Genomic DNA, 23394 nt, shown 5'->3' with positions numbered 1-23394 from the left:
ATCTAACAGAAATTCGAGATACCGTCAAAAATAATTATCGTCGTTTCTTCGCGCTTGACCAGCCAAAAGCCGGCTCTGAAAAAATACCGCAAATGCCGGCATTTCAGATCCGACTATTCATTGATAAGGCGCTTCAACAAAAACTGGTTATTGAAATCCAGTTTAATAATGGCACACCGGCTATGCACGGCAAAATGCGACGGCTGTCCCAAAAACGTTATTTATTAACAGATTCACATCAAAAACTGTCCCGAATCTTAAACATTGTGGAAATTCAATCCATCAAACGAATTGATCAACCTTAATCAATCCTGATTAATTTTAACCAATCGCTTATCTTATGGCAGGAAGCTGGATAAAAAATCAATTTATCCAGCTTCTTTTTTGTACCTTTCCGCATGGCCGTTATTCACGAATCTTGGCTTTCTCTTCATCTGCCAAACGGATTAACTCGCCGGCGTGCTCCTTAGTCAGCTTGGTAACAGCTGTTCCTGACAGCATTCTGGAAATCTCATCAACGCTATCTCGGGAATTAAGTTCGGTAATCGTAGTCGTTGTTCGACCATCATGAATCTTTTTTTGAATAAAGTAGTGATGGTCACTCATTGCCGCTACTTGAGGCAAATGCGTAATGCACAACACCTGTGATTTAGTTGAAATTGTATAAATTTTATTTCCCATTGCCTGAGCGACCCGGCCGGAAACACCGGTATCGACTTCGTCAAAAATAATCGACGTTACGCCGGCAGCTCTGGCAAACATTGTTTTAAGGGCCAACATAATTCTTGAAAGTTCTCCCCCTGAGGCGGATTTAACCAATGGCAGCATTTTTTCACCCGGATTGGTTTGAATGTAAAATTCAACCTGGTCGGCACCCAATCGGTTCAGTGTTTGGTTTTCCTTAAAATGAACTTCAAAAACCGCCTTGTCCATATAAAGATCACGAAGCTGCTGATGAACCGCCCGCTCCAGTTCCTTAGCATATCGTCGGCGGATGTCGCCGATTCTTTTGGCATTTTTCACCAAATCAGCCTTAATGGCCGCCAATTGCTGTTCGAGATTATCATCGGTACCGGCATTTCCGGACATTTCGCCTAACTCTGCTTTAATTTTCTGTAAATAATCCAAAATTTGGGTAACTGAATCCCCGTACTTGTGCTTTAACTGATAAATCGTACTAAGTCGTTGTTCAACTTGATCCAAGCGCTCCTGATCAAATTCCAAATTACTCAATTGATCGGAAATTTGACTGGCAACATCTTGGAGCGTATAGAACGCGCCTGACAGGTCATCCGAAATTTGTTTAAAATCCGGATCAAGATCCTCAATTTCCTGCATCGCACTCATCGAAGCCCCAATCGAATCCAGTGAACTGTTCTCCTCACCGCTGATTCCTTCATAACTATTAAGCAGTGCGTCATGAATTTTTTGAAAATTATTCAACCGATCCCGCTCGGCCGTCAGTTCCTCATCTTCATTTTCATGTAAGTCGGCCGCTTCAATTTCTTTAATTTGAAATTTCAGCATGTCCATTCGTTGGGCCCATTCCTTTTCATTTTGGTGTTTTTTTTCATTAATTGCCCGTAGTTTAACAAATTGATCGTAATCACGTTGATAAACTTTTAGGATTGGTTGGATTTCGTCTTCTGCAAATTCATCCAATAATTCAATGTGGCGTTCCGGTCGCATTAATTCCTGATGCTCATTTTGCCCTTGAATGTCAACCATTGTTTCACCAATGCGACGAAGTGTGGCGATATTAATCATCATGCCATTAACCCGACAGCTGTTTCGGCCGCTGGCAAACAGCTCTCTTTCAATGATGACATTCCCATCACTATGGTCAATCCCAAGTTCATCAAGAACTTCGTATGTAGGATTATCATCACTCAGGATAAAGTTGCCTTGAATTACCGATTTTTTAGCGCCGGTTCGAATCAAATCGTGAGATCCCCTACCGCCAACTAATAAGCCAACCGCATCAATTATAATAGATTTTCCGGCACCGGTTTCCCCGGTTAAAACAGTCATCCCGGACTGAAATTCAATATCTAAATGTTCAATAATAGCAAAGTCAGTAATAGATAATTCAAGTAACATGTCTAAACCCTTTCAAATGATTATTAATCGCTTTAGCCGATCAGCTGCCGACCATACCATTAATTCGTTCACGAAAATCAACCGCGTCCCGATTTGTTTTGCAGACAATAAAGACGGTACTATCATCGCCAATCGTCGCAAATATCTCACTGTAATTCATCTGATACAACAACGTCGAAATAACCGGACCGCTACCCGGTAATACCTTCATAAAAACAAATTTATCCTGAGAATCTACCGACACAAAGGAATCCCGAATTGTTTGAATTAATTTCTTTTCGGTATCAACATTTTTTTGAGTCGGCAAACTGTACCGATAGCCTCCCGTAATCGATGGGACTTTAACCAGCTGCATATCTTTTATGTCCCGAGAAACCGTTGCCTGGGTGACTTTAACCCCCTGTTCACCCAATAAAGCAACGAAATCTTCTTGGCGTTGAATGTCATTACTGACGAGTAATTGCTTGATCAATCGCTGCCGATCTTTTTTTCGCATACGAACACCTCCAAAAATTAATGAGAAATTGTTTATGATCTCTTTAATTCAGAATAAGCGTTTTCAATCACTTTTTCAATTGAAATATCTGGATTCATTGCCGGTTTATCAACTGATCTTAAGGCAACCAGAAATTCAATGTTTCCGGCACCACCTTTAATTGGTGAAAAATCGAGATTTTCTACTGAATAGCCCGCTGTTAACGCAAAGTTTAAAATCTTTTCCAAAACCATTCTGTGAACAGCCGGGTCATGAACAATGCCATGTTTACCAACATTTTGTTTGCCGGCTTCGAACTGTGGCTTAATTAAAGCAACTACCTGTCCATTGGGAACCAGGATCGTTTTTAGCGGTGGCAAAATCAGTTCCAACGAAATAAAAGAAACATCAATTGACGCAAACTGTGGCTGACCCTGTGTAAAGTCCGCCAGCTTGCTGTATCTGAAATTTGTATGTTCCATCACAACCACCCGCGGGTCCTGACGTAATTTCCAAACCAATTGTTACTGCCAACATCCAATGCATAACTCAGCTTAGCACCGCTTTGCAGCATGACGTCCGTAAAGCCGCCGGTTGAAGAACCGATGTCCAGGACCGTCAGCCCCTTAACTGCTATGTTGAAAACTTGAAGTGCCTTTTCCAATTTTAGGCCACCCCGACTAACATAGGGCATTGGTTTGCCTTTTAAATGCAACTCGGTATCTACCGGGATCTTCATTCCCGGCTTATCAAGCCGTTCCTCATTATCCCCCAAAACCTCACCAGCCATTACGGCCCGCTTTGCTTTTTCGCGGGTATCAAACAAACCTTGGGTTACTAATAAAACATCAACGCGTTGTTTTTCCATTGTGCTTTTCATCCTTAATTACAAAATAACTACAGAAATCTTCCAGTAATGACGTATCGACTTGCAGTGTTTGATCAGCTGTTTTCAAAGCGTCTTTTGCGCGATCAACCGTCTTTTTTAAGGCGTCATAAGCGCCAGCCAAGCCCAAGAGGTTCGGATAAGTATTTTTACCACTATCCTGATGAACCGGCTTGCCAATGGCTTTTTCGTCACCCACAACGTCCAAGATATCGTCATAAATTTGAAAAGCTGCCCCAAAATTACGCGCGAAATCCAATAATGGCTGCTGATCCTTTTCAGCAACCCCTGCCATAATCAGTCCAGCTTGAACCGCGTAGGAAATCAATGCGCCGGTCTTATTGCGGTCGAGCTTTTGAAGTTCTGCCAGCCGCAGCCGGGTGCCTTCAAACTGGATATCGTCCGCCTGTCCCGACGCCATTCCGTGTGGACCGGCTGCTTTGGCCAACGCCAGGGACAATTGACAACGTGTTTGGGCAGCCAATTCATTATCAACAACCCACTGAAAGGCCAACGCTTGAAGGCCATCACCGGCCAACGTTGCCATTCCGGCACCGTACACTTTATGATTGGTTGGTTTACCCCTTCTCAAATCATCATCATCCATTGCCGGCAAATCATCATGAATCAACGAGTACGTGTGCATTAATTCCAAAGCACACGCAGCCTTTAATTTTGAATCAGTAATTGTTTGTCGAAAAACAGTTAGCGTAGCCAAAGTCAGCAGTGGCCGCAATCGTTTTCCACCAGCGTTAACGGAATAACTCATCGCTTCAAACAATCGTCGTTGATCCGTATCTGGTTCAATATCCGTTTTTAAAACGTGATTAATCTTAGGTGTCCATGCCGCCACAAACCGGTTAAGCCTGCTGTCCATTATTATCATCCTCATTATTATCGTCGGAACCGTCGGACGGATTTTCGAATGGTTTCTCGTTGCCGTCTTTATCCATCATCTTAGCCATCGTGTGCTCAGCATTGGTCAACGTTGACTGGAGTTCTTCACTCAATTTAATCCCCGTCTTAAATTTATCCATGGAATCCTCAAGTGAAACATTGCCTTGTTCAAGCTGGTTAACAATTGTTTCCAATTTTTCCATTTTTTGTTCGAACGTTTCGTTGGTTTTCGGCTCTGTCATTTTACTCATCCTCTTTTTGATTGGTTATTTTATTGACGGTCGCGTTGACAATGCCATCGGTAAAGTGAACATTAATTGTTTTAGAATTCAAATCGGCAAGTCGACTAATAAAGCGACCGCTATCATCAGTCGTATAGGTATAGCCGCGACCCAGAATTTTTAAAGGACTCAGATGGTCCAGCGAGCTAACCAACATTTGGTAATGCTGCTTAGTTCTACTCAAATTTTGAAGCTGGTTTTGTTTAAGCCGCAGTTCCAAAACGTGTAATTTCTGTTGCTGTTCCTTAATGGCATAGGTTGGTGCAACCATTTTCAATCTCATAGTCAATTGTGAAACCGTATTTTTTCTTAAATCGGTTACTTTTCCCGACTGATTTAACAAACGTTGATTCAACAAATCAAGCCTTTGGGAAAAAACTTCATAAATACGTTGAGGGGAAGTGAAGACTGTTGACTGCCGCAATCGTTTCAGTTTTAATTTGGCCTGTTCAATTAGCTGGTATTCAGCATTAATAATTCGATTTTGCGTTGTTTTTAATTCAACCAGCGTTTGATCCAAACGGGGAACTGCCAACTCAGCGGCTGCCGTTGGCGTTGCTGCCCGAACATCCGCAACCAAATCGGCAATGGTTGTATCTGTTTCATGGCCAACCGAGGAAATAATTGGGATTTGACTTTCATAAATTGCCCGGGCAACGTTTTCTTCATTGAAAGGCCACAAATCTTCAATTGAGCCACCGCCACGTCCGATAATCAGTGTATCAAAGTTGCCAATTTGATTAACCCGTTTAATTTGTTGAACAATATCTGCACTGGCTTCGTTTCCCTGAACCAATGCCGGAAAAAGAACAATTTGAGCAATTGGGTATCGCCGCCGGACTGTCGTGATGATATCGCGGATGACGGCACCACTTGGTGAAGTGACAACCGCAATTCGTTTGGGATATTTAACCAGTGCTTTTTTAGGCTGACTAAACAAACCTTCCTTATCAAGTTTTCGCTTAAGTTGCTCATAAGCTTGATAAAGTTGGCCGACACCATCCGGCTCCATACTATCCACATATATTTGATAAGTGCCACCCGGCTCATAAACCGAAACGTGACCCGTTACCAACACTTTCATACCTTCTTCGGGCATAAACTTAATTCGTTTAAAAGCCGATTTAAACATAATCGCACTGATTTTAGCATGATCGTCCTTCAAACTGAAGTACTGATGGGCATTTGGTCGCAATCGAAAATTTGAAATTTCACCGGTTAAATAAACTTTGGTCAAATAGGGATCCACGTCAAATTTACGTTTAATATATTTCGTTAACGCTGTTATTGACAAATACTCAGTCGTCACGGTGAATGCTCCATTCTGCCAAATCAACACTTTGCTGCATTAAAGTTGCAATTGTCATTGGGCCAACACCACCAGGAACCGGTGTAATATAGGCAACTTTATCAAATAAATCATCATAATCAACATCGCCAACCAAGTGGCCCGCTTCATTAATATTTTGGCCAACATCAATCACCGTTGCGCCTTCCTTCACATCGTCTTTTGTTAACGTATGTAGTTGACCGGTTGCGGAGACAATCACATCAGCATTTTTAGTATACTCGGTGATATCTTTGGTCAGCCGGTGAAGAATTGAGACGCTGGCACCTTCATTTAACATCAAAGCAGCCATTGGTTTACCAACAATGGCACTGCGACCCAACATCACCGTGTTTTTGCCCTCCAGATTAATGTGATATTCGGAAAACATGGTCATAATTCCTTTAGGCGTACAGGAAACCGGGTATTTGGTTGAATCATTTAAAAACAATTTACCGACATTAATTGGGTGAAAACCGTCAACATCTTTTTCTGGCAAAATTGCTCGGGTAATATCCTTCTCATTAATTTGATCAGGCAACGGATCCTGAACAAGAATACCGTGTACCGTCGGATCATTGTTGTACTGATCAACCCACTTTAACAATTCTTCTTCCGAAACATCTTCAGGCAGCTGTTTGACAATTGAATTAATTCCCAATCGCTGGGCCGTGCGGTGTTTATTGCGGACATACCGTTGACTTGCCGGATCTTCACCAACAATTATGACAACCAGGCCGGGGGTTATGCCGTCGTTTTCCTGCATTTTTTTAACCCGTTCGCTGGTTTGCTGATTAAGTTTCTTTGCCAATGCTCTTCCATCAATTACTGTCGCCATCTTTTCAATTCTCTCCCTTGTTTATGACAATTCTTCAGAACCGCTTTAAGCAGGCATGAATGTCAACCATAATTTTATATTAACGAGTGTAAAGAAAAAATAGATTTACAATCGTGTAAATCTATTTTACCAGTTCTTCGAGGGCATGTGACAAAATCCCATTAACAAATTTTCGAGAGCGGTCATCACTGTACTTTTTAGCCAGTTCAATCGCTTCATTGATCGAAATTTTTGCGGCGAGATCATCTACATGCAGCATTTCATAAAGGGCAATTTCCAAAATAACCAAATCGGTTTTGGCGATTCGGTTAATTGACCAGCCACTTTTTAAATACTTCTCAATTAAATTGTCAAGCGCTTCTTTATTTGCCATGACACCGGTTACCAACTCATTTAGATACTTGGGATATTGATCACCGTACTTGCCATTTGTCAGAGCTTCAAAAAAATCTTCTTTATTTGTTTGCTGATTGGCATTCAACGCAAATAACGTTTGAAACGCAATCTCGCGAATTTGGTGTCGTGTTAATTCCACTATGCCTCACCATTCTCTTCGTCCGCAAACGGATTATTCGGGTCAACCGAGCTGGTTGTTTTTTCCGGAATAACCCCTTGCACATGGACATTGACTTCGTGAACATGTAACCCAGTCATGAAAAAGACTTGTTGTTCGACCTGTTCCTGAATTTTAAGTGCAACTTTTGGAACTGAAACACCGTAATTCAAGTAAACATAAATGTCAAAAACCAATTCTTCATTCTGATAAGTCAGCTTAACGCCTTTACCATGTTCTTTTTTCCGTGAAAACAATTCATTAACGCTGGACGAGAAAGACCCCCGCATCCGATTAACACCTTCAACTTGCGATGCAGCAATCCCCGAAATAATTTCTAAAACATTGGTAGCAAGTTCAATTTTACCAAGTTTTGGATCGTTCGTATGAAGAACAATATTCGTATCTTCAGCCATCTTAAAGCCTCCGTTTCTGTCCAAAAAAGAATTATGCCCGCGAAATGTAAGTACCGTCCGTCGTATTAATCAATAACTTGTCGCCCTGATTAACAAAGAACGGTACTTGAAGTGTCAGGCCGGTTGTCATCGTTGCCGGTTTAGAACCACCGGATGCCGTATCTCCTTTAATGCCGGGTTCGGTTGAAGCAACTTCAAGCGTTACGGTATTTGGCAATTCAACTCCCAACGTTTCGTTACCATACTGAATAACGTTAACTTCCATGTTTTCTTGAAGATAGTTCAATTCGGCTTTAATTTGTTCAGCCGGAATTGAAATTTGTTCATAAGTATCCATATCCATAAAGACGTGCATGTCACCGTCCGCGTATAAATACTGCATCTTTCGCTGGTCAATTTGAGCTTGTTCCATCTTGGCACCGGCTCTAAAAGTTTTTTCTTGAACAGCACCTGTTCGAAGGTTCTTTAATTTTGAACGAACAAAAGCGCCACCCTTGCCGGGCTTAACGTGTTGAAAACTTAAAATTCGCCAAATCGCGCCATCGACTTCGATCGTTAATCCATTTTTAAAATCAGCAGTAGAAATTGCCATTAATTTGTTCCTCCTAAAAATACCTGTTTGTCAGTATTGAAAAAGATTCCTTTATTCATTTTCAATACAAACAGCCTCATTGTAAAGTAACATACTTTGATTATATAATAATTTGATCGTAAATAGCCAATTTTTCGTGAATCCAGTCCAAACCTTAATTGACTGTTTATAATTGGAAAAAGCATAAAAAAAGGACCAATCGGCCCTCTTTTAACGCTTGTTAATAATTGTTACTTAGCAGCTTCAGTAACTGGGTAAACTGAAACTTGACGTTTGTCGCGTCCTTTACGTTCAAAGCGAACAACACCATCAACCAATGCAAATAACGTATCATCGTTACCACGACTAACATTATTACCTGGGTAAATGTGTGTTCCACGTTGACGATAAATAATTGAACCACTGTGAACAGACGAACCGTCGGCAGCTTTGGCGCCTAAACGACGACCAGCTGAGTTACGACCGTTGGCAGTTGATCCACCACCTTTATGGTGAGAGAAGAATTGTAAATTCATTGCAAGCATATCGACACCTCCAGATTAAAGTTTAATTTTCTACGTTCAACTTAATATATTGACTATAGCTTGTTGCGATGTCAGCCATCCCGTTTTCAAACGTCTTCAATACCGCATCGGATTGAAGTTGCTTGGTTGAATTGGTAGTGACTGGTATTTCAACCGATAAGTAACCACCGTTTTTTTCATCACTGTCGACATCAACATCCAGGCCAACGACTTCTTGAAGACCGTTAACAGTGGTAATGCTGAGCACCGAAACAGCTGAACAAACGATATCCTGTCCGTATTCACCAGCATCGGCATGCCCGGTAATGGTAAATCCCGCCACATGGCCTTTATAGTGGTGAATAGTCGCTTTAATCATCTTATCAGTACCTCATTATATCCGTAAATTAAGCCTTGATAGAATCAATAACAACCTTTGTATATGGTTGACGATGGCCCTTCTTGGAACGTGAGCCCTTCTTTGGTTTGTAACGGAAGATAATAATCTTCTTTTGACGACCTTGTTTTTCAACAGTGCCAGTTACTGATGCGCCATCAACTGTTGGCGTACCAATCTTAACTGAATCACCGCCGACCATAACAACTTGGTCAAAAGTAACCTTATCGCCTTCATTTGCGTCTAACTTTTCAACGTAAATAGCGTCACCTTCTGAAACCTTATACTGCTTACCGCCTGTAGTAATAACTGCGTACACGTTGTGCACCTCCTTATAATATTGCTTAGACTCGCCGAAACGAAGCGTCCCACAATTGGGATCTTATAGCTTGAACCGAGCGGTTGTAGCTGTGGAAGCCACAATTACAACGTTCTAAGTATACATAAATGAGGTGCTTTCGTCAAATTAAATGTGGGATAAAACTGAAAAAGTTTGATTGTGTGGACTACTTCTTTATTTTTTAGGGGTTTTCTTGATTTAAAGGAGTATTTATGTTTATTTTCTTCTGTAGTAATAGTACTCTAGACGTGTAAGTCAAAGTATTGCGTTAATTGAAGAGGTTAAAGAGAAAGTTGTGGCTTACTATGTTTGAAACTGATCTGTTCTAAAAGCTGGCAAATAAATTTTAAAATATTGAGGGAAATATGTATTTTCAACCAGTTTATTGTAATAAGAGATGTCCAATAACTGACGACATTAAAAGCTGAATTTACTTTGGGGAAGCAGAAATAATGAAAAACAATTTGGGGTGTTTAGGATATCTTGCCATTGCGATTCTTTTAGTGTTTGCTTATGACTATTGGATATATTGGGTACCAATAGCTGTAATATTTGGAATTGGCTACGTTGCCAGTCGTTATCATTCAGCGCCAGAAAGAAGACAGGCTCAGCAGCAAGCAGAAAATCAACGAGAGCAAGAAATTAAGCAGCTAAAAAATGACAGTCTAGTGCCTGAAAATGATTCTAGTAACGATCTTATTCTAAAAAATAACGAAAAAATTTATTTTAAGTCAAATATTACTGCAAACTGGGTTGAACCAAGAACTCACACAAGATCCATTCAATACCACGGCCTAACTTCAAGCGTTCGTATTATGAAGGGGATGTATTGGCGTGCTGGGTCAATTAAGCCATTTCGAGAAAAAGAGACTTCTCTTGAAACAATTTTGTCTGGCAATTTAATTCTGACAAATAAACGGTTAGTCATGGTTGCTGATAACGGTACCACTCGTCAATCAACTTACGGAACAATTGCCAATATTATTCCCTACTCTGATGCTGTCGGTATCATGAAAAATTCGGGTAAGACTGTCTATCTTACTGGCAACATTGATGGTGAAAAGATTGCTATTTATCTTACTCGATTAATTAGTGGTGACTTAGATTCACACCAAGTTGCCCCAAAAAATAAATTATCGCAAGATAACTCACCTGCTGATCATTCTGATCACAGTGGATTTGTTTTTGACGATGACAATAATCCCTCACAAAAATATCTAACGCCCCAAGAAGTTTTTGACCGAGTTAAGGGAAATCAACCTATGCGTCTGGATGAGGATCATCAGATATTCGATGTTGGTATGCCCTTTCCAAAGATTGATGACATAAAGGCGGAATTACAAAGCAATCATAGTTACGCAGTTAGTTCAATTAAAAATTGGGAAAGCGATTTAAAAGAATCGAGTGAGGACATTTGCAGATATTTGGGAAACAACCGTTACGAACTTCGTGCATTTAATGAAAACTTTCAAACTTTATATTTCACTTTTAGAAATGGAAAAATGGAATATTCAGCTTTAAATGATAACGGCATTACTAAGCTAATGTAAAAATTATTTAGAAAAGAGACAGAGCATCATGAATTTTACTAAGAAAATAGCTTTAATGGTCGCTAGTATGACTTTAGCAGCTCCCGTATTTTACGGGGAAAATATGATAACCACTCATGCAAGTTCAATGCGTTTTTGCACGCGTCACCAGAACAATCAAAGTTTATCGGTTTATCTGGGGCGGCAACTTTGCCAACAGCCGACTTGGCAAAGGCATCTGGCTAACCCCTGGCAGGCATATCCACATCAAACCGTTTTACCACATGGGTAAAGATGGCTATATGCTACATGTCAGCGGTCATGGCTCAAAAACATATTATGCAAGAACAAACAGTACAAGTTGGTTTAAATATTAATGTAGGCTCTCAACCGGGCTTTTATTTTACAAACCACATGAAGGAGGTAAAAACTATGCTCCCCAAAAGTTTCTTTATTAGTGGCTTTTCAATTAATGGAGACTCTTTATCTGATTATGTTCCCTTAGAAATTACAAAAGAAAAACCATACATTGAACTTAATGGCCTTTTAACTTCGTACTATAAAGGCGAAATGTTGAATGGGCAGAGTTTAATTCCAAGTCTGCTAATTCAATTAAGCTTAGTGATCTCTGATAATACTTCAAAGTCTGTTAAAGACATCAAAGAAATTCCAACACATACCCAAACTTTAGATGTAAAGTCCGCTTCTTTATCGGCTTACCCCTCTTTAAAAAAACCGGCACTGTTTACTGTAAGACTAAATCCATTTCGAGATTTCTCTTTCGACTCCAAGACTTTATCTTATGGAAATTATTATTTTCAGATTGCAATCTTTATAGATACCAAGCGATCAGTTGAAGCTGAAAACCTATTGGTTGTTAATGTACCTGGGAGATTTAAATATTTTGGGAACAATGGAGAAAATAATAATGAACAATGACGAAAAAAATAATGTTATTCCAATGCGCCCTAACGATTTCAAAGATGCTTATTTAAATACTTCATCATTACCTAAAAGAGAGAGATCGGATTATAATGGTGGCAATGATGGAGGTGGTGGAAATATGGATGATCACGTAACTCACAGAGAACTGGATAAGGCTATGGAATCTTTGCAAAAAGATATCAAGCTTTCCCAGGCTGAGACATCAAAACAAATTACCGAGTTGTCTGGAAAAATAGATACCATTCAATCTAACGTAACCGGAAAAATTGACAAAGCTAATTCTGATCTATCGGGAAAGATAAATGCATTAGAAACAAGCGTTGGAGGCTTATCAAAAATAACCTGGTGGATAATGGGAATTATAAGTGCGGGCATTATTGTTCCATTCGTTATTTTGCTTGTTAAAACAATTTTCAAATTATAATCAAGCCCCTTAATTGGGCTTTTATTTTTGATATTTAAAGAACGTATGTACGAAAGGAGATCGGCATATGGATACAATTATAAAGGTTAAAAATAAATGCTTTGCGAGAGTTTCTGTTACGCAAAATGGAAAGCGAACACAGCCAAGTAGAATTTTTGACCGTAAAAGCGATGTCAAGGATTGGATCACTTCTCTGGAAGAGCAGAAAAGGCAGGGCGATATTTATACATATTCTGACCAAGCCCTGCCCGACTATCTTGATCAATGGTATCGGATTTATAAAGAACCGGTAATCAGAGATACAACTAAGCGGCGGTACGAATCAACACTTAGGCTGGTCGAAATTTACTGACGTAATCGTTCGCTCAATTCACTCAGTTACGACAATTACCAAAGTTTCCTGAATACGCTAGCAACAAAATATAAGATCAGCACGGTAAAAAAAGTTCATACCCAAGTGAGGGCAGCAATTACTAAGGCTTTTCAGCAGCATAAAATTAGGGACAATTTTACTGATGGCGCTCAAATTTCTGGCAAGCCTACTAAATCTGCTGCTATGAAATATCTTGAACTTGACGATATTCAATCGTTAGGAACTTATTGCACTAATCACATTAATACAATGGATAACTGTCCAGAAATCATGATTCTAACAGCTTTAATGACTGGCATTCGTTACGAAGAAGCAATCGGTCTGACTTGGGATAATCTTGAATTAGATCAATCCTTAATGCACATTAATCGTGCCTATGATTATATAGCCATCAGTTTACTGAAACCAAAACCTTATCCTCGAAACGAAAAATCACATTAAACGGCCAATTGATTTTTGCCTAAAAAAAGTGGCGCTCAGTTACAACAAATCAATATATTTTGAAAAACGAGTTTAAGAATCCTAATAATTTTGTTTTTTTCACTCGTCAAAAAAAATGTTCCGAGTAATTCGTATTTAAATAATCGTCTGCGCAAATACTACCAAAGAAAAACAATTCATAAGCCGATTACATATCATGGCCTAAAACACTCTCACGCCAGCTTTTTAATTGCTAAACATATCTCTCTATTCAATATATTTCAAAACGTCTAGGACACGAAAACGTAGCCATTACACAACAAGTCTATGCGCATCTTTTGAAATCGGCAGAAAACGAAGAAAGTTCCAAAGCACAAGAGGCAATCAACGGCATCGTCACAAATGACTAATTTTTTTATTGCACAGTTTGTGTGCAGTAGAATGCTTCTCCCTTTATTATCAACAACTTAGCGCAACAATCTATTGCACATTTATTGCACGCACCACTGAAAAGCATTGAAAAAATTGCAAATTAGATAAACAAAAAAACCCTCTCAAACCGTTAAATATCAACGATTCAAGGGACTTTTTCATCAATAAGTTTCAACTACTTTCAGTGGCTAAAACTGCTCTTATGTCGCAAGAGAGATTCGAACTCTCGACCTACGGTTTAGAAGACCGTTGCTCTATCCAGCTGAGCTATTGCGACAAATCAACAATAACCATTATAAGGAAAATAAAGGGGCACGTCAATGTAAAATTGTATTCACCAACCACTTCCTGAACTAATTGCGTTTTTCTTAAGAAAGTTTCGTTTTTATTAAATGAAATTTTCTCTCATGCATAATATTTGAATTCTAGACGTCGTAGCCGGATAATTAAAATAGATAGTAGTGATACTACCTATATTATTAGGAGGTGGAAGTTGTGGGATTCGTTCTTTTTATTGTTTTAATTTTCGCAGTCTGTGGACTTATTCAGTATTTCATCGGTTCTCCAACATCCATAAAGGAGAATGCAAAGCATTTGGCTCAACGTAAATAAGCCATTTATTCAAGGCAGCCAAGACGATGGTTGCTTTTTTTATTTCTATTGTGCAATAAAGGCAGTCATTAAATCCGTCGTATACAAAAAGCAGCCCCCCAAAAAGAGCTGCTGACGGATTTTAAATTAAAATCCAGTTAATTAATAATTATTATCCTGACGTTCCAAATTAACTTTATTCTTGTCGTTAAAGGCTGCTTCAATTTCCTCTTCGGTATACCCAAAATCAACCAAGCCAAATTTAAGGAAGAGCCGCCAAGAATGATTAAAACTTTCTCCACTATGGTTAAAATAGGCATCGAACAACATTCGTTTCAGTGCAAGATATTGTTTGTCCAGGTTGTCTTCCTTCTTTAGATGCTTGATCTTCTCAAGGTCTTTCTCCGAATCAAGTACAAAGTGGTTCCAGTTTTTCAGATTCGAAATCAAGAGATAAAAATCCATTGCGTCTACATATTCATACAGAAGCGTTTCCCGGGGTGTTTTATCCGTATCACTTTTACCGCGATGCGTTTTCCAAACCTTAAACCATTCAGAAGTATTGGCCATTTCAGCCAATTCAACATCCAATGATACAAACGCGTTCTTTATCCTGCTTCATTTGACCAAAAAATCTGCTTCTTTTGCTCAATTTGCCGGTTTAAATAAACCGATGAAGAAATTAGTGCCTGAAGATCCATTCCAATACCTCACTTACATTAGCTATTAATAATTCATAATCGACTCATCCCACTACTGGTCGCTTTCTCATCGATCAATTAATCAGGATAAGCAAAAATATCTATTTTTAACCGGTTATCCAAAAACAAATTGGTTCGACAAAATTTCAAGCTGTTTTTGATTATTCAAATACCATTTTTTGATAAATGGATAATCCAACAATAAATACAGCCAGTTTTCACTCTGTTGATCGTCATGAATGGTGGCGCCCCATCGCGGCCGGCTATTATTCGAATCCGCATCGTAAACCGTCATTTTGGTCCCATTGTCCAACGTTAACGACGCCCCACCGTTATCTTCAGCCATCAGCACGAAATGATTCTCAGCGGACTTAACAAACAATTCATCCATCACATTTTCCGACAATGAACCGGCGGCAAACTGATAGAATTCGCCATTAACACTATCCAATACATTAAAATCAATCTTAAAGCCAAATTTTTCTTTAAGAATAGCAGCGGCTCGCGTGAGAAGTCTTAAAGTATCTTTAATGGCATTAACTTCCAGTTCTGCCAAGTCAACAACAAAATATTGAATTAACGAAGAACCATGAAACATCAGCTCTTTATTTTTCAAATTTAAATAAAAAAGCGGTCGATTATTAAACGTTGGGCCAAAGAAAAAGCCATCAGCATTTTTACTTGATTTTGTGAAGGTAAATGTTTGGTCACCAAGTGAGTCAAACCGACACAAAAGTTTTTGAACCCGCTGTGGGTTACTAATTTGAAAGTTACTATTAATTCCTGACAATGACAGTAACCGCGAAAAGAAAATCAGTTGCACATCTTCATCGGAAAATTGATGTGGAAAGGTGACAAATTCCGTGTTCAAACCAAAATTGGTTAGTGCCACAGCAGCAGACAGCAGACTTTGATTATCGTCCGTTTCACTTAACGCATGAAAAGCTTTTAAATACTGAGCACCATTATCAAGTCCTTGTTGAATGGAATCACTATAATTGGCCAGCAATTCAGCGGTAGTCATGATTTTTTCTTCTGATTCATTACTCACCGTCACTCACCTGCGATTCTTGAGCAAGATTTTGTAGGTATTTGACGTATAACTGATTGTTATTTTCAATGAATGCTTCAAAACTGCCAAAAGTTGCCCGGATATTCTGCTTTTCCAAAGATAAAATCGTCTCTTCCTTTGATAGTGCCAGTATTTTATTTTCATTCTGCTTAATCGTTGACCGACCACTTGCGGCTTCTTCATCAACTTGGGTCAGCTTTAGCATTTCATCATTTAATCGCTGGCGTTCTTCCTTGACTTTGCCAGCTTCCCAAGGCATTGGTGATTTTTCCTGATTCTCTTTTAACTGTTGCCGAATTTCCTCTTTACGGCGGTCACGCTGATCCTGTTCGTTAATGAGCTTGGTGATTCGTTCATTTTCATCACCCAGTTTTTGCATGGCAGCATCATTAACCCGCCGATTCTCAGCCTCCAGCTGAAAAGATTGCGCCAAGATGTGATACTCATTATCATCAAAATTAAATCGGATGTTGATCGGATCCAATTCACCGAACATTCGATGATCCCACCAATTACCAAAATAGACTTGAAATTTGCCTAACTCATATTCGTGATAATAAAAAAATGGATATGTAACCCCCAAATAGTCAATCAGTTTATTACTTAAATGATGACTTAATTCAGCTGTTAGATCAGATGCCAGACCAAAATAGTCAACTTGGGTATCCCCTGTGGCCTGATCGGTTGCCAATTCATTTGCATAGCGGTTTGGATCCATTAATTGGTAAATCCGTAAATCATCACCATTTTTAACAGAATCATTTAAATCGTTTAAATACTGAACCTTTTCCTTTAATGCTTTGGAGAGGAGCGTATCATTTTGACTGAATTGATCCGTTTCCATTTGTCTTTCCATAAATATAGCCTCGTTTTTCCCCGTTATTTATATAATCAATGTTATCTGAAAAACACCGATAAATAAAGCCTAAACATGGTTATTTCGGAATATTTTATAAATAAAAACAGAAAAAGCCCTAACGGCTATTTACTGCATCCCGTTAGGACTTTAAATGAGTTTATTAAGATATATTTAAATAACTATAAATTAATATTTTTCGAGATATTGATCACGTTCCCACTCGGATACTTGGGTCCGATATGAATCGTACTCAAGATTCTTCGCTTCAATAAAGCTGTTGTAGAGACGTTCACCCAATGCGTTCTTCATGACATCATCAGCTGAAAGATCTTTTAACGCATTGTGTAGTGTATCAGGCAGGTTTTGGATATGACTCTTCTGTAATTCTTCAGCATTCATCCGGTAAATATTCCGATCAACGCTGTGTTCCGGTTCGATTTGATTTCTCAAACCATCCAAGCCGGCTTCCAGAATTGTCGCAATTGCCAAGTATGGGTTAGCAGCAGGATCAACACTTCTTAATTCGAGTCGGGTTGAGTTGCCTCGAGCACTCGGAATTCGAATTAATGGTGACCGGTTTGAACCTGACCAGGCAACGTAAACAGGTGCTTCAAAGCCCGGAACCAGTCGTTTATAGGAGTTAACAATTGGATTACATACGGCAGTAAAGGAACGCGCGTGTTTCAGCAAACCGCCAAGGAAGTAATAAGCCTCCTGTGACAATTCCAATTCACCGTCTTTATCAAAGAAGGTATTTCCAGAATCATTAAAGAGTGACATATTGATATGCATACCGGATCCATTGATCCCACTCAACGGCTTTGGCATAAAGGTTGCGTACAAGCCGTATTTACGAGCAACTGTCTTAACAACCAGCTTGAAAGTTTGGATATTATCAGCAGCTGTTAAGGCATCGGCATATTTAAAGTCAATTTCATGTTGGCCAGGTGCCACTTCGTGATGGGCAGCTTCAACGTCAAAGCCCATTTCTTCAAGTGTCAGCACAATTTCACGACGACAGTTTTCGCCAAGATCCATCGGTGCCATATCAAAGTAGCTTCCCTTATCATTCAAATGTAATGTTGGGTCACCATTTTCATTCATCTTAAACAGGAAGAATTCAGGTTCCGGTCCAATGTTAAATGATGTGAAACCGGCTTTCTTCATGTCATTAAGTACCCGGATCAAGTTGTTGCGGGGATCAGCAGCAAATGGTTCGCCATCCGGTGTGTAAACTTCACAAATCACACGGGCAATCTTACCGCGATCGGTACTCCATGGGAAGATCATCCAAGTTGATAAATCAGGATGCAAGTACATATCACTTTCTTCAATTCGAACAAAGCCTTCAATTGAAGAACCATCAAACATCAACTTGTTATCAAGCAACTTGTCCAGTTGACCGATGGGAACCTCAACATTTTTAATTGTTCCGAACAAATCAGTGAACATCAGACGAAGAAATTTAACATCCTCATCCTTTACAATCTTGCGAATATCATCTTTTGAATAATTGTGTCTCGTGGCCATTTATAACGCTCCTATCACTCATTAAATTTGTGGAAATTATTTGGATTGTCAAACGTCGAAGAAGGCGGCTTCAGCCCACCGATATTCATAAATTCGTCTTGAAGAATTTTTCTGACATCGCTATCAGTGAGACCCTTTTGTAAATTCTTTTTCCGTTCATCTTCGAGTTGTTCCTGCTTCTTATAAACTTCTTTAATCCCAGAAATGTTCAGACCATCATCCAGGTAATCCTTGATCTCGAGAAGCCTGTCGACATCATTTAGCGAATACATTCGCCTGTTACCTTCATTACGAACAGGTTTGATTAAATCCTGCTGCTCATAATATCGAATCTGTCGGGCAGTCAAGTCGGTAAGTTTCATGACGGTTCCGATGGGCAAAACTGACATTGAACGCCGTAGTTCCTTCTCTCGCATGTTTCACCTCCTAAATTCTTGTTATCATAATACCATTCCCACAAACAAAGTCAAGCCCAAATGTTATATTTTATGACATCATTTTTTCAATCCTTGGTTTAAAGCCATTCTTCAACATCGTGTTGAAGACGTTTGACATCGTCAGGGCAGTCGATGACGTCGTACCAAGTTGGCTTAGTTTTATTTCGAAACCAAGTCAGTTGACGCTTGGCATAATGCCTGGAATCTTTTTTGACGTTGTCAACAGCCGTCGACAAGTCAATATTATTTTCAAAATAATCGTAAAATTCATGGTAGCCGATTCCTTTACCTGCCTGGAGCCGGTTGCCGCCCTTGTCGTAAAGGTACCGGGCTTCTTCAAGCAAACCGCGGGTCATCATTAAATCTACCCGTTGATTAATACGTGCATACAGCTTTTGTCGCTCGGTTGTTAAGCCGATTATCAACGGGTCATAGCGGCGAGGGTGGTTTACCTGATCCGAAAACCGCCGACCGGTCTTCAAGTAAACCTCCAAGGCGCGAATAACCCGACGAACGTTATTTGGCGAAATTTGTTCGGCTGCTTTTGGATCAACCTTTTTCAACCGTTCATACAGGGCGGCTTTACCGGCCTGCTGAACCGTTTCCATCAGCTGCCGCCTCAACTTATCACTTTCAAACTGATCACCGCCAAGTTCAAGGCCTTCCAACAGTGCCTGTAAGTAAAAGCCGGTACCACCAACAATAATCGGTAAATGGTCCCTGGCAATAATCTCGTCGATTAATCGACTTGCTTCAGCAACAAAGTCGGCTACTGAAAATCGTTCCGTAATATTTCTAACGTCAATTAAATGATGGACAACCCCTTGTTTTTCGGCAGCGGTTACCTTAGCCGTTCCGATATCAAGGCCACGGTATACTTGCATCGAGTCTCCGGAAATAATTTCGCCTTGAAACTGTCGTGCCAGTTTAATTGACATGGCTGTCTTGCCAACTGCTGTTGGACCGACAATTGCTAAAACCTTTTTCAAATCAAGCCACCCCGCATTTCCGCTCTCACTTGAACCGCCCTACCCGGATAATCCGTAATAATGGCTGCCATATTGCGTTCAAAGCAGTATTGCATGTCTTCAGTAGAATTAACCAGCCATGGTCTTAAATGCCGTGCAGCGGCGTAAAATGGGTGCTTTTTGACCCAACGGATATCGGGGTGAAAATCTTCAATTACTTTACTGCGTTTAAGTGTTTTAGCTTGTTTGGCCGCCGTCCTAAATATTCTGGCTTTATATGCCTGCGGATCAATTCGATTTAAAATCTCCAATGATTTGCCATTAAAGCTGGAGTAAATCAGTTGAAACGGATAGTGGCGCCCTGCAAAATACTCATAAACAGCCCGCTCCAACCCAGGGTAATGAATCTTATTGGTTTTTAATTCCAAATTGAAAATTCCTGTGAAATTTATTTTTATCAGCATTTCAACAACCTCTTCAAGTGTCGGTACCCTGGTTCCCTTGAACTCCTCACTAAATTTAATGCCTGCATCCAGTTGCTTAATTTCAGCCAGTGGTTTGTCCATAATCAATCCGGTCCCGTTAGTTGTTCGGTCAACCGTTTCGTCATGCATAATAATGAACCGCTTATCTTTTGAAAAATGGACATCCGTTTCAATGCCCTCGGCACCTTCATCAATTGCCGTTTTAAAGGAAATCAGTGTATTTTCCGGTCGGGTTCCCCGACTGCCGCGATGGGCAATTATTTTCGTATCAATTTGCATGCAATTGCAGCTCCTTAATTTATATTTAAACAATTGAACAAGAAACTAGATATCTGCCAGTAAATAACGCATAATGAAACTATAGAAAGTTTTTTGGGAGGGATTGTAATGAAACATTTCACTAATGGATTAATCGTTGGTGTTTTAGGAACGGTCGCGGCTGGTCTGGGCGCACTGCTGACATTTAAGAAGTCAGTTGTTGACCCGATTGAGGATCAAGAACAAAAATTCGAAGAAAACCGGAAGCGGGCAATGCGTAAAAGCCGAGCAGCCCATCATGGATAAAATCGTTTAAAATCATCAGGTTCAAATAAAAAAGCCGAAACAAAAGAAAATTACTTTTGTCTCCGGCTTTTTTAATACTCCGATTCATTTAATTGCTCTTTTTTTCTTTGCCATCCCAATTCTGATAGCCGGTTTTTAAAATAAAAATTTGTTGATATCCTTTTTTACTCAAAAAAAGTGCTGCCCGTTTGCTGACGGTCTTACCCTGATCATATAAATAAACCGGTAAATCAGGCCGAATCTGCTGGTAAAAGTTCCGGATCGTTGAATATGGCACGTTTCGAGCGCCCAAAATGTGACCGTCTTTAAAAGTCTTGGACTCGCGAAGATCAATCACCTGCGCCTTTCGCATTCCGGATTGAAAATCTGCATTTGTCAGGTATTTGGCCGCCTGTTTAACCCGATAATTTTGGATCAGCGTGTAAATAAGCCACCCCAACAAAATAATAATCAAAAGAATTGTCATCCAACCATTTGCATTCAACGCACCAACAATCAATTTCAGCATCTCACTTTCAAACTTTTATTTTAGGCCCGGTTAATTACAGGGCGTTATCATTTTTAAATTTTAGCGCCAGTGAAGCCGCGCCGATTACACCAGCGTCATTTCCCAACTGGGCGAGCTTTAACTTAGTTGAATCACGAACCGACTTAAAGGCATTTTCCTGGAAGTAACGGGTTGTCGGCTGAAGCAACGTATTACCGGCATTGGAAACACCACCACCGATGATAATATTTTCCGGATTCAGCGTGTTACCGACATGCGACAGTGCCAATCCCAAATATGAGCAGACTTCGTTAACAATTTGATTGGCTAAAATATCACCATTATCGGCTAGGAAAAAGACCATTTTGGAAGTCAGGTCTTCATGCCCATCAATTAATTCCTTAATCCGTGATTTCCCTGTAAAGCGCTTTGCCAAACTTTTGGCAACTTTGACAACACCGGTTGCAGAAGCGTACTGCTCCAAGCAACCACGTTTGCCGCAAGTGCAAAGAAAGCCGTTTTTCTGCACACAAATATGGCCAATTTCACCGGCACCATTATTAATACCGTGAACCAGCTTGCCGTTAGTGACAACACCACCGCCGACACCAGTTCCCAGGGTAACAAAGACAACGTCGTCAGCCTTGTCACCGGCACCTTTCCAATATTCACCCAAAGCGGCGGAATTGGCATCGTTATCAATTGCAATTGGCAGTCCCAGGCCTTCGGTAATGGTTGGGCCGACTTGTTGAACCTGATCCCAGCCAAGATTAAAGGCTCCGACAACCGTGCCCTTTTCACGATCAACAGCTCCGGGCGTTCCCATACCAATACCGATAAAGTCATTAGTATTGTAATCTTCTCGTCGCATCTGATCGGCAATTGATTTAATCATATTTGGTACGATTTGGCTGCCGCTATCACTGATGTCTGTAGGAATACTCCATTTTGTCAGAATATTGCCATCCTCATCAATAAATGCAAACTTCGTTGTGGTACCGCCAAGATCAATTCCAATTAGTCTCTTACTTGCCAAGATAAATCCCCCTGCTTTCATTTTCATGTTTTTCTTCAATTCGGTGCTCATGGTTTAAAACAAGTTTGGCATGAATAAAATCATCGTGGCTGATGAGATGTGCCTGGTGTAAATGATCCAATTCCAATGCCATCACTTCAATATCCCAGAGTCGTTTGCCGACATAAACATAAATGTCGAATTTTTTCAGTAACTGCTGAACATCATACAGCGTTTTCATTATCTCACATCCTTAGTCAAATTTCTTTCAATTTTCGAAATTTATCCTAAAAACTACCCCGCATGCCGATCACAAACAACGCGCCGGCAACCAAAACCAACGTGATACCGGCAATGACTCGTTTTATCGGGTTCACCTTACTAAACGAAACTCCCGATACATAAGCAATCAGAAAGCCGCCGACTAAGCCGCCAAGATGACCAGCAATGTCAATTCCCGGCGTAAAAAGGTCCATCGCGATATTTAAAACAATGAACAGCAAAAATGTTTTAGCCATTGAAACAATTGCCTGGTTTCTGGAAAAGCTTTCTCCCAGCATCATAAACGCACCAAACAAGCCAAAAATGGCCGTACTGGCCCCGGCCGACACGTTGTAACTAAAAGCAAAGCTGGCCAAATTACCAACCACACCCGATACCAGAAAAATAATCAAGAACCGCCAATGCCCAAACAGTGTTTCCACATACTGACCAATAAAGTATAAAGTGATCCCATTCATTAGAATATGGGTTAACCCAATGTGGATAAAAACAGGTGCAATTAGCCGCCAGTATTCGCCAGCCCGAATTAACGGATTGTATTTGGCGCCAAACCGCAACAAGTTACCTGGGTTTTCAGTCCCACCGGTAATGGTCATTATTAAATAAACAAGGATCATTATACCAAGCAATCCATAAGTCACGTAAGGCTTATCACGTAATCGATTTATCAAATTA

General features: G+C 40.1%; 29 protein-coding genes, 1 tRNA gene, 2 pseudogenes and 1 other annotated feature. Of the genes and pseudogenes, 7 read left to right on the top strand and 25 right to left on the bottom strand.

What is annotated here, in order from left to right:
• Positions 1-305 (top strand): hypothetical protein (locus tag JCM14108_RS04110; protein WP_081759841.1); only part of this gene is annotated, 305 nt, incomplete at its 5' end.
• A 100-nt stretch (positions 306-405) separates the two neighbouring features.
• On the opposite strand, the gene recN is transcribed toward JCM14108_RS04110, so the two are convergent.
• From recN to rplU, 13 genes and pseudogenes are all read right to left on the bottom strand, one after another.
• Positions 406-2100: a DNA repair protein RecN gene (recN, locus tag JCM14108_RS04105; protein WP_035178593.1), complete on the bottom strand. Its 1695-nt coding sequence runs from the start codon at positions 2098-2100 to the stop codon at positions 406-408.
• Between the two features lie 40 nt (positions 2101-2140).
• Positions 2141-2596, bottom strand: coding sequence for an arginine repressor (locus JCM14108_RS04100; RefSeq protein WP_035178591.1), 456 nt, complete (start codon positions 2594-2596; stop codon positions 2141-2143).
• 32 nt (positions 2597-2628) lie between these two features.
• Positions 2629-3443, bottom strand: a pseudogene (locus tag JCM14108_RS04095) (TlyA family RNA methyltransferase).
• On the bottom strand, positions 3424-4347 hold the full coding sequence (locus JCM14108_RS04090; protein ID WP_035178589.1) for a polyprenyl synthetase family protein: 924 nt from the start codon (positions 4345-4347) through the stop codon (positions 3424-3426). The pseudogene JCM14108_RS04095 and the gene JCM14108_RS04090 overlap by 20 nt, the downstream one beginning before the upstream one ends.
• Positions 4322-4600 carry an exodeoxyribonuclease VII small subunit gene (locus JCM14108_RS04085; RefSeq protein WP_152536904.1) on the bottom strand — a complete coding sequence of 93 codons (279 nt, stop codon included), beginning with the start codon at positions 4598-4600 and terminating at the stop codon, positions 4322-4324. Before JCM14108_RS04085 ends, JCM14108_RS04090 begins: the two co-directional genes overlap by 26 nt.
• 1 nt (position 4601) lies before the next feature.
• On the bottom strand, positions 4602-5948 hold the full coding sequence (xseA, locus tag JCM14108_RS04080) for an exodeoxyribonuclease VII large subunit (RefSeq protein WP_035178586.1): 1347 nt from the start codon (positions 5946-5948) through the stop codon (positions 4602-4604).
• Complete coding sequence (locus JCM14108_RS04075) at positions 5938-6804, bottom strand: bifunctional 5,10-methylenetetrahydrofolate dehydrogenase/5,10-methenyltetrahydrofolate cyclohydrolase (protein ID WP_035178584.1); 867 nt, start codon at positions 6802-6804, stop codon at positions 5938-5940. The genes xseA and JCM14108_RS04075 overlap by 11 nt, the downstream gene beginning before the upstream one ends.
• Positions 6805-6925: 121 nt before the next feature.
• The gene (gene nusB / locus JCM14108_RS04070) at positions 6926-7339 is read right to left on the bottom strand and encodes a transcription antitermination factor NusB (RefSeq protein ID WP_035178582.1); all 414 of its coding nucleotides are present in this window, start codon (positions 7337-7339) and stop codon (positions 6926-6928) included.
• Positions 7339-7773 carry an Asp23/Gls24 family envelope stress response protein gene (locus JCM14108_RS04065; RefSeq protein ID WP_035178580.1) on the bottom strand — a complete coding sequence of 145 codons (435 nt, stop codon included), beginning with the start codon at positions 7771-7773 and terminating at the stop codon, positions 7339-7341. Before JCM14108_RS04065 ends, nusB begins: the two co-directional genes overlap by 1 nt.
• Positions 7774-7804: 31 nt before the next feature.
• Positions 7805-8365: an elongation factor P gene (gene efp, locus JCM14108_RS04060; RefSeq protein WP_035178579.1), complete on the bottom strand. Its 561-nt coding sequence runs from the start codon at positions 8363-8365 to the stop codon at positions 7805-7807.
• Between the two features lie 230 nt (positions 8366-8595).
• Positions 8596-8889, bottom strand: coding sequence for a 50S ribosomal protein L27 (gene rpmA, locus JCM14108_RS04055; RefSeq protein ID WP_035178577.1), 294 nt, complete (start codon positions 8887-8889; stop codon positions 8596-8598).
• Between the two features lie 22 nt (positions 8890-8911).
• Positions 8912-9247 (bottom strand): ribosomal-processing cysteine protease Prp, encoded by a 336-nt coding sequence (locus JCM14108_RS04050; RefSeq protein ID WP_035178576.1) that lies wholly within the window; start codon positions 9245-9247, stop codon positions 8912-8914.
• Positions 9248-9275: 28 nt separating this feature from the next.
• Entirely contained in the window at positions 9276-9584 is a 309-nt protein-coding gene (gene rplU, locus JCM14108_RS04045) for a 50S ribosomal protein L21 (RefSeq protein ID WP_035178574.1), read from the bottom strand.
• Between the two features lie 17 nt (positions 9585-9601).
• Positions 9602-9679, bottom strand: a sequence feature (ribosomal protein L21 leader region).
• Between the two features lie 378 nt (positions 9680-10057).
• Between rplU and JCM14108_RS04040 the strand changes: the two genes are divergently transcribed.
• The 5 genes from JCM14108_RS04040 (at position 10058) to JCM14108_RS04015 (ending at position 13317) form a co-directional block, all read left to right on the top strand.
• Complete coding sequence (locus JCM14108_RS04040) at positions 10058-11155, top strand: hypothetical protein (RefSeq protein ID WP_035178572.1); 1098 nt, start codon at positions 10058-10060, stop codon at positions 11153-11155.
• 300 nt (positions 11156-11455) lie between these two features.
• On the top strand, positions 11456-12073 hold the full coding sequence (locus tag JCM14108_RS04030) for a hypothetical protein (protein WP_152536903.1): 618 nt from the start codon (positions 11456-11458) through the stop codon (positions 12071-12073).
• Positions 12063-12503 (top strand): hypothetical protein, encoded by a 441-nt coding sequence (locus JCM14108_RS04025; protein WP_035178569.1) that lies wholly within the window; start codon positions 12063-12065, stop codon positions 12501-12503. The genes JCM14108_RS04030 and JCM14108_RS04025 overlap by 11 nt, the downstream gene beginning before the upstream one ends.
• Before the next feature lie 67 nt (positions 12504-12570).
• On the top strand, positions 12571-12855 hold the full coding sequence (locus JCM14108_RS04020) for a hypothetical protein (protein ID WP_035178567.1): 285 nt from the start codon (positions 12571-12573) through the stop codon (positions 12853-12855).
• Positions 12856-12960: 105 nt separating this feature from the next.
• Positions 12961-13317 (top strand): site-specific integrase, encoded by a 357-nt coding sequence (locus JCM14108_RS04015; RefSeq protein ID WP_035178566.1) that lies wholly within the window; start codon positions 12961-12963, stop codon positions 13315-13317.
• A 614-nt stretch (positions 13318-13931) separates the two neighbouring features.
• Here the strand turns inward: JCM14108_RS04015 and JCM14108_RS04010 are convergent.
• The 8 genes and pseudogenes from JCM14108_RS04010 to JCM14108_RS03975 all read right to left on the bottom strand — a co-directional run bounded on the left by JCM14108_RS04010 (position 13932) and on the right by JCM14108_RS03975 (position 20650).
• Positions 13932-14005 (bottom strand) — tRNA-Arg (locus JCM14108_RS04010).
• A 476-nt stretch (positions 14006-14481) separates the two neighbouring features.
• A pseudogene (locus JCM14108_RS04005) lies at positions 14482-15020 on the bottom strand (dUTP diphosphatase).
• A 115-nt stretch (positions 15021-15135) separates the two neighbouring features.
• On the bottom strand, positions 15136-16071 hold the full coding sequence (locus tag JCM14108_RS04000) for a hypothetical protein (protein ID WP_035178565.1): 936 nt from the start codon (positions 16069-16071) through the stop codon (positions 15136-15138).
• Positions 16064-16948 carry a hypothetical protein gene (locus JCM14108_RS03995; RefSeq protein ID WP_035178564.1) on the bottom strand — a complete coding sequence of 295 codons (885 nt, stop codon included), beginning with the start codon at positions 16946-16948 and terminating at the stop codon, positions 16064-16066. Before JCM14108_RS03995 ends, JCM14108_RS04000 begins: the two co-directional genes overlap by 8 nt.
• A 189-nt stretch (positions 16949-17137) precedes the next feature.
• Positions 17138-18481, bottom strand: coding sequence for a type I glutamate--ammonia ligase (gene glnA, locus JCM14108_RS03990; protein WP_035178563.1), 1344 nt, complete (start codon positions 18479-18481; stop codon positions 17138-17140).
• Positions 18482-18495: 14 nt separating this feature from the next.
• On the bottom strand, positions 18496-18897 hold the full coding sequence (locus JCM14108_RS03985; protein WP_003554282.1) for a MerR family transcriptional regulator: 402 nt from the start codon (positions 18895-18897) through the stop codon (positions 18496-18498).
• A gap of 98 nt (positions 18898-18995) precedes the next feature.
• Positions 18996-19907, bottom strand: a complete 912-nt coding sequence (miaA, locus tag JCM14108_RS03980; RefSeq protein ID WP_035178562.1) for a tRNA (adenosine(37)-N6)-dimethylallyltransferase MiaA — start codon at positions 19905-19907, stop codon at positions 18996-18998.
• Entirely contained in the window at positions 19904-20650 is a 747-nt protein-coding gene (locus tag JCM14108_RS03975) for a glycerophosphodiester phosphodiesterase family protein (protein WP_035178561.1), read from the bottom strand. Before JCM14108_RS03975 ends, miaA begins: the two co-directional genes overlap by 4 nt.
• Positions 20651-20758: 108 nt before the next feature.
• Here JCM14108_RS03975 and JCM14108_RS14260 point away from each other — a divergent pair, with 108 nt between their 5' ends.
• Positions 20759-20935, top strand: coding sequence for a DUF3042 family protein (locus JCM14108_RS14260; protein WP_035178560.1), 177 nt, complete (start codon positions 20759-20761; stop codon positions 20933-20935).
• A gap of 88 nt (positions 20936-21023) precedes the next feature.
• Here JCM14108_RS14260 and JCM14108_RS03965 read toward each other — a convergent pair whose 3' ends face one another.
• From JCM14108_RS03965 to JCM14108_RS03950, 4 genes are read right to left on the bottom strand one after another with little or no spacing between them, the layout of a single operon-like run.
• Positions 21024-21443: a rhodanese-like domain-containing protein gene (locus JCM14108_RS03965; RefSeq protein WP_035178559.1), complete on the bottom strand. Its 420-nt coding sequence runs from the start codon at positions 21441-21443 to the stop codon at positions 21024-21026.
• Between the two features lie 34 nt (positions 21444-21477).
• Positions 21478-22479, bottom strand: coding sequence for an ROK family glucokinase (locus tag JCM14108_RS03960; RefSeq protein WP_035178558.1), 1002 nt, complete (start codon positions 22477-22479; stop codon positions 21478-21480).
• Positions 22448-22678 (bottom strand): YqgQ family protein, encoded by a 231-nt coding sequence (locus JCM14108_RS03955; protein WP_035178557.1) that lies wholly within the window; start codon positions 22676-22678, stop codon positions 22448-22450. Before JCM14108_RS03955 ends, JCM14108_RS03960 begins: the two co-directional genes overlap by 32 nt.
• 46 nt (positions 22679-22724) lie before the next feature.
• On the bottom strand, positions 22725-23387 hold the full coding sequence (locus tag JCM14108_RS03950; protein WP_035178595.1) for a rhomboid family intramembrane serine protease: 663 nt from the start codon (positions 23385-23387) through the stop codon (positions 22725-22727).
• Positions 23388-23394 lie beyond the last annotated feature (7 nt).

It is taken from the genome of Lentilactobacillus farraginis DSM 18382 = JCM 14108 (assembly GCF_000583655.1).
Lineage (GTDB): Bacteria > Bacillota > Bacilli > Lactobacillales > Lactobacillaceae > Lentilactobacillus > Lentilactobacillus farraginis.
The sequence above is the reverse complement of the archived record's forward strand: the minus strand, read 5'-3'. Positions and strand labels throughout refer to the sequence as shown.

What these genes read in the sequence shown, in the direction of transcription:
- recN (WP_035178593.1), bottom strand. Translation starts at nt 2,100, where the DNA reads ATGTTACTTGAATTATCTATTACTGACTTTGCTATTATTGAACATTTA.
- JCM14108_RS04100 (WP_035178591.1), bottom strand. Translation starts at nt 2,596, where the DNA reads ATGCGAAAAAAAGATCGGCAGCGATTGATCAAGCAATTACTCGTCAGT.
- JCM14108_RS04090 (WP_035178589.1), bottom strand. Translation starts at nt 4,347, where the DNA reads ATGATAATAATGGACAGCAGGCTTAACCGGTTTGTGGCGGCATGGACA.
- JCM14108_RS04085 (WP_152536904.1), bottom strand. Translation starts at nt 4,600, where the DNA reads ATGACAGAGCCGAAAACCAACGAAACGTTCGAACAAAAAATGGAAAAA.
- JCM14108_RS04075 (WP_035178584.1), bottom strand. Translation starts at nt 6,804, where the DNA reads ATGGCGACAGTAATTGATGGAAGAGCATTGGCAAAGAAACTTAATCAG.
- JCM14108_RS04065 (WP_035178580.1), bottom strand. Translation starts at nt 7,773, where the DNA reads ATGGCTGAAGATACGAATATTGTTCTTCATACGAACGATCCAAAACTT.
- efp (WP_035178579.1), bottom strand. Translation starts at nt 8,365, where the DNA reads ATGGCAATTTCTACTGCTGATTTTAAAAATGGATTAACGATCGAAGTC.
- rpmA (WP_035178577.1), bottom strand. Translation starts at nt 8,889, where the DNA reads ATGCTTGCAATGAATTTACAATTCTTCTCTCACCATAAAGGTGGTGGA.
- JCM14108_RS04050 (WP_035178576.1), bottom strand. Translation starts at nt 9,247, where the DNA reads ATGATTAAAGCGACTATTCACCACTATAAAGGCCATGTGGCGGGATTT.
- JCM14108_RS04040 (WP_035178572.1), top strand. Translation starts at nt 10,058, where the DNA reads ATGAAAAACAATTTGGGGTGTTTAGGATATCTTGCCATTGCGATTCTT.
- JCM14108_RS04030 (WP_152536903.1), top strand. Translation starts at nt 11,456, where the DNA reads ATGGCTCAAAAACATATTATGCAAGAACAAACAGTACAAGTTGGTTTA.
- JCM14108_RS04025 (WP_035178569.1), top strand. Translation starts at nt 12,063, where the DNA reads ATGAACAATGACGAAAAAAATAATGTTATTCCAATGCGCCCTAACGAT.
- JCM14108_RS04020 (WP_035178567.1), top strand. Translation starts at nt 12,571, where the DNA reads ATGGATACAATTATAAAGGTTAAAAATAAATGCTTTGCGAGAGTTTCT.
- JCM14108_RS03995 (WP_035178564.1), bottom strand. Translation starts at nt 16,948, where the DNA reads ATGGAAAGACAAATGGAAACGGATCAATTCAGTCAAAATGATACGCTC.
- glnA (WP_035178563.1), bottom strand. Translation starts at nt 18,481, where the DNA reads ATGGCCACGAGACACAATTATTCAAAAGATGATATTCGCAAGATTGTA.
- JCM14108_RS03985 (WP_003554282.1), bottom strand. Translation starts at nt 18,897, where the DNA reads ATGCGAGAGAAGGAACTACGGCGTTCAATGTCAGTTTTGCCCATCGGA.
- JCM14108_RS03975 (WP_035178561.1), bottom strand. Translation starts at nt 20,650, where the DNA reads ATGCAAATTGATACGAAAATAATTGCCCATCGCGGCAGTCGGGGAACC.
- JCM14108_RS14260 (WP_035178560.1), top strand. Translation starts at nt 20,759, where the DNA reads ATGAAACATTTCACTAATGGATTAATCGTTGGTGTTTTAGGAACGGTC.
- JCM14108_RS03965 (WP_035178559.1), bottom strand. Translation starts at nt 21,443, where the DNA reads ATGCTGAAATTGATTGTTGGTGCGTTGAATGCAAATGGTTGGATGACA.
- JCM14108_RS03960 (WP_035178558.1), bottom strand. Translation starts at nt 22,479, where the DNA reads ATGAAAGCAGGGGGATTTATCTTGGCAAGTAAGAGACTAATTGGAATT.
- JCM14108_RS03955 (WP_035178557.1), bottom strand. Translation starts at nt 22,678, where the DNA reads ATGAAAACGCTGTATGATGTTCAGCAGTTACTGAAAAAATTCGACATT.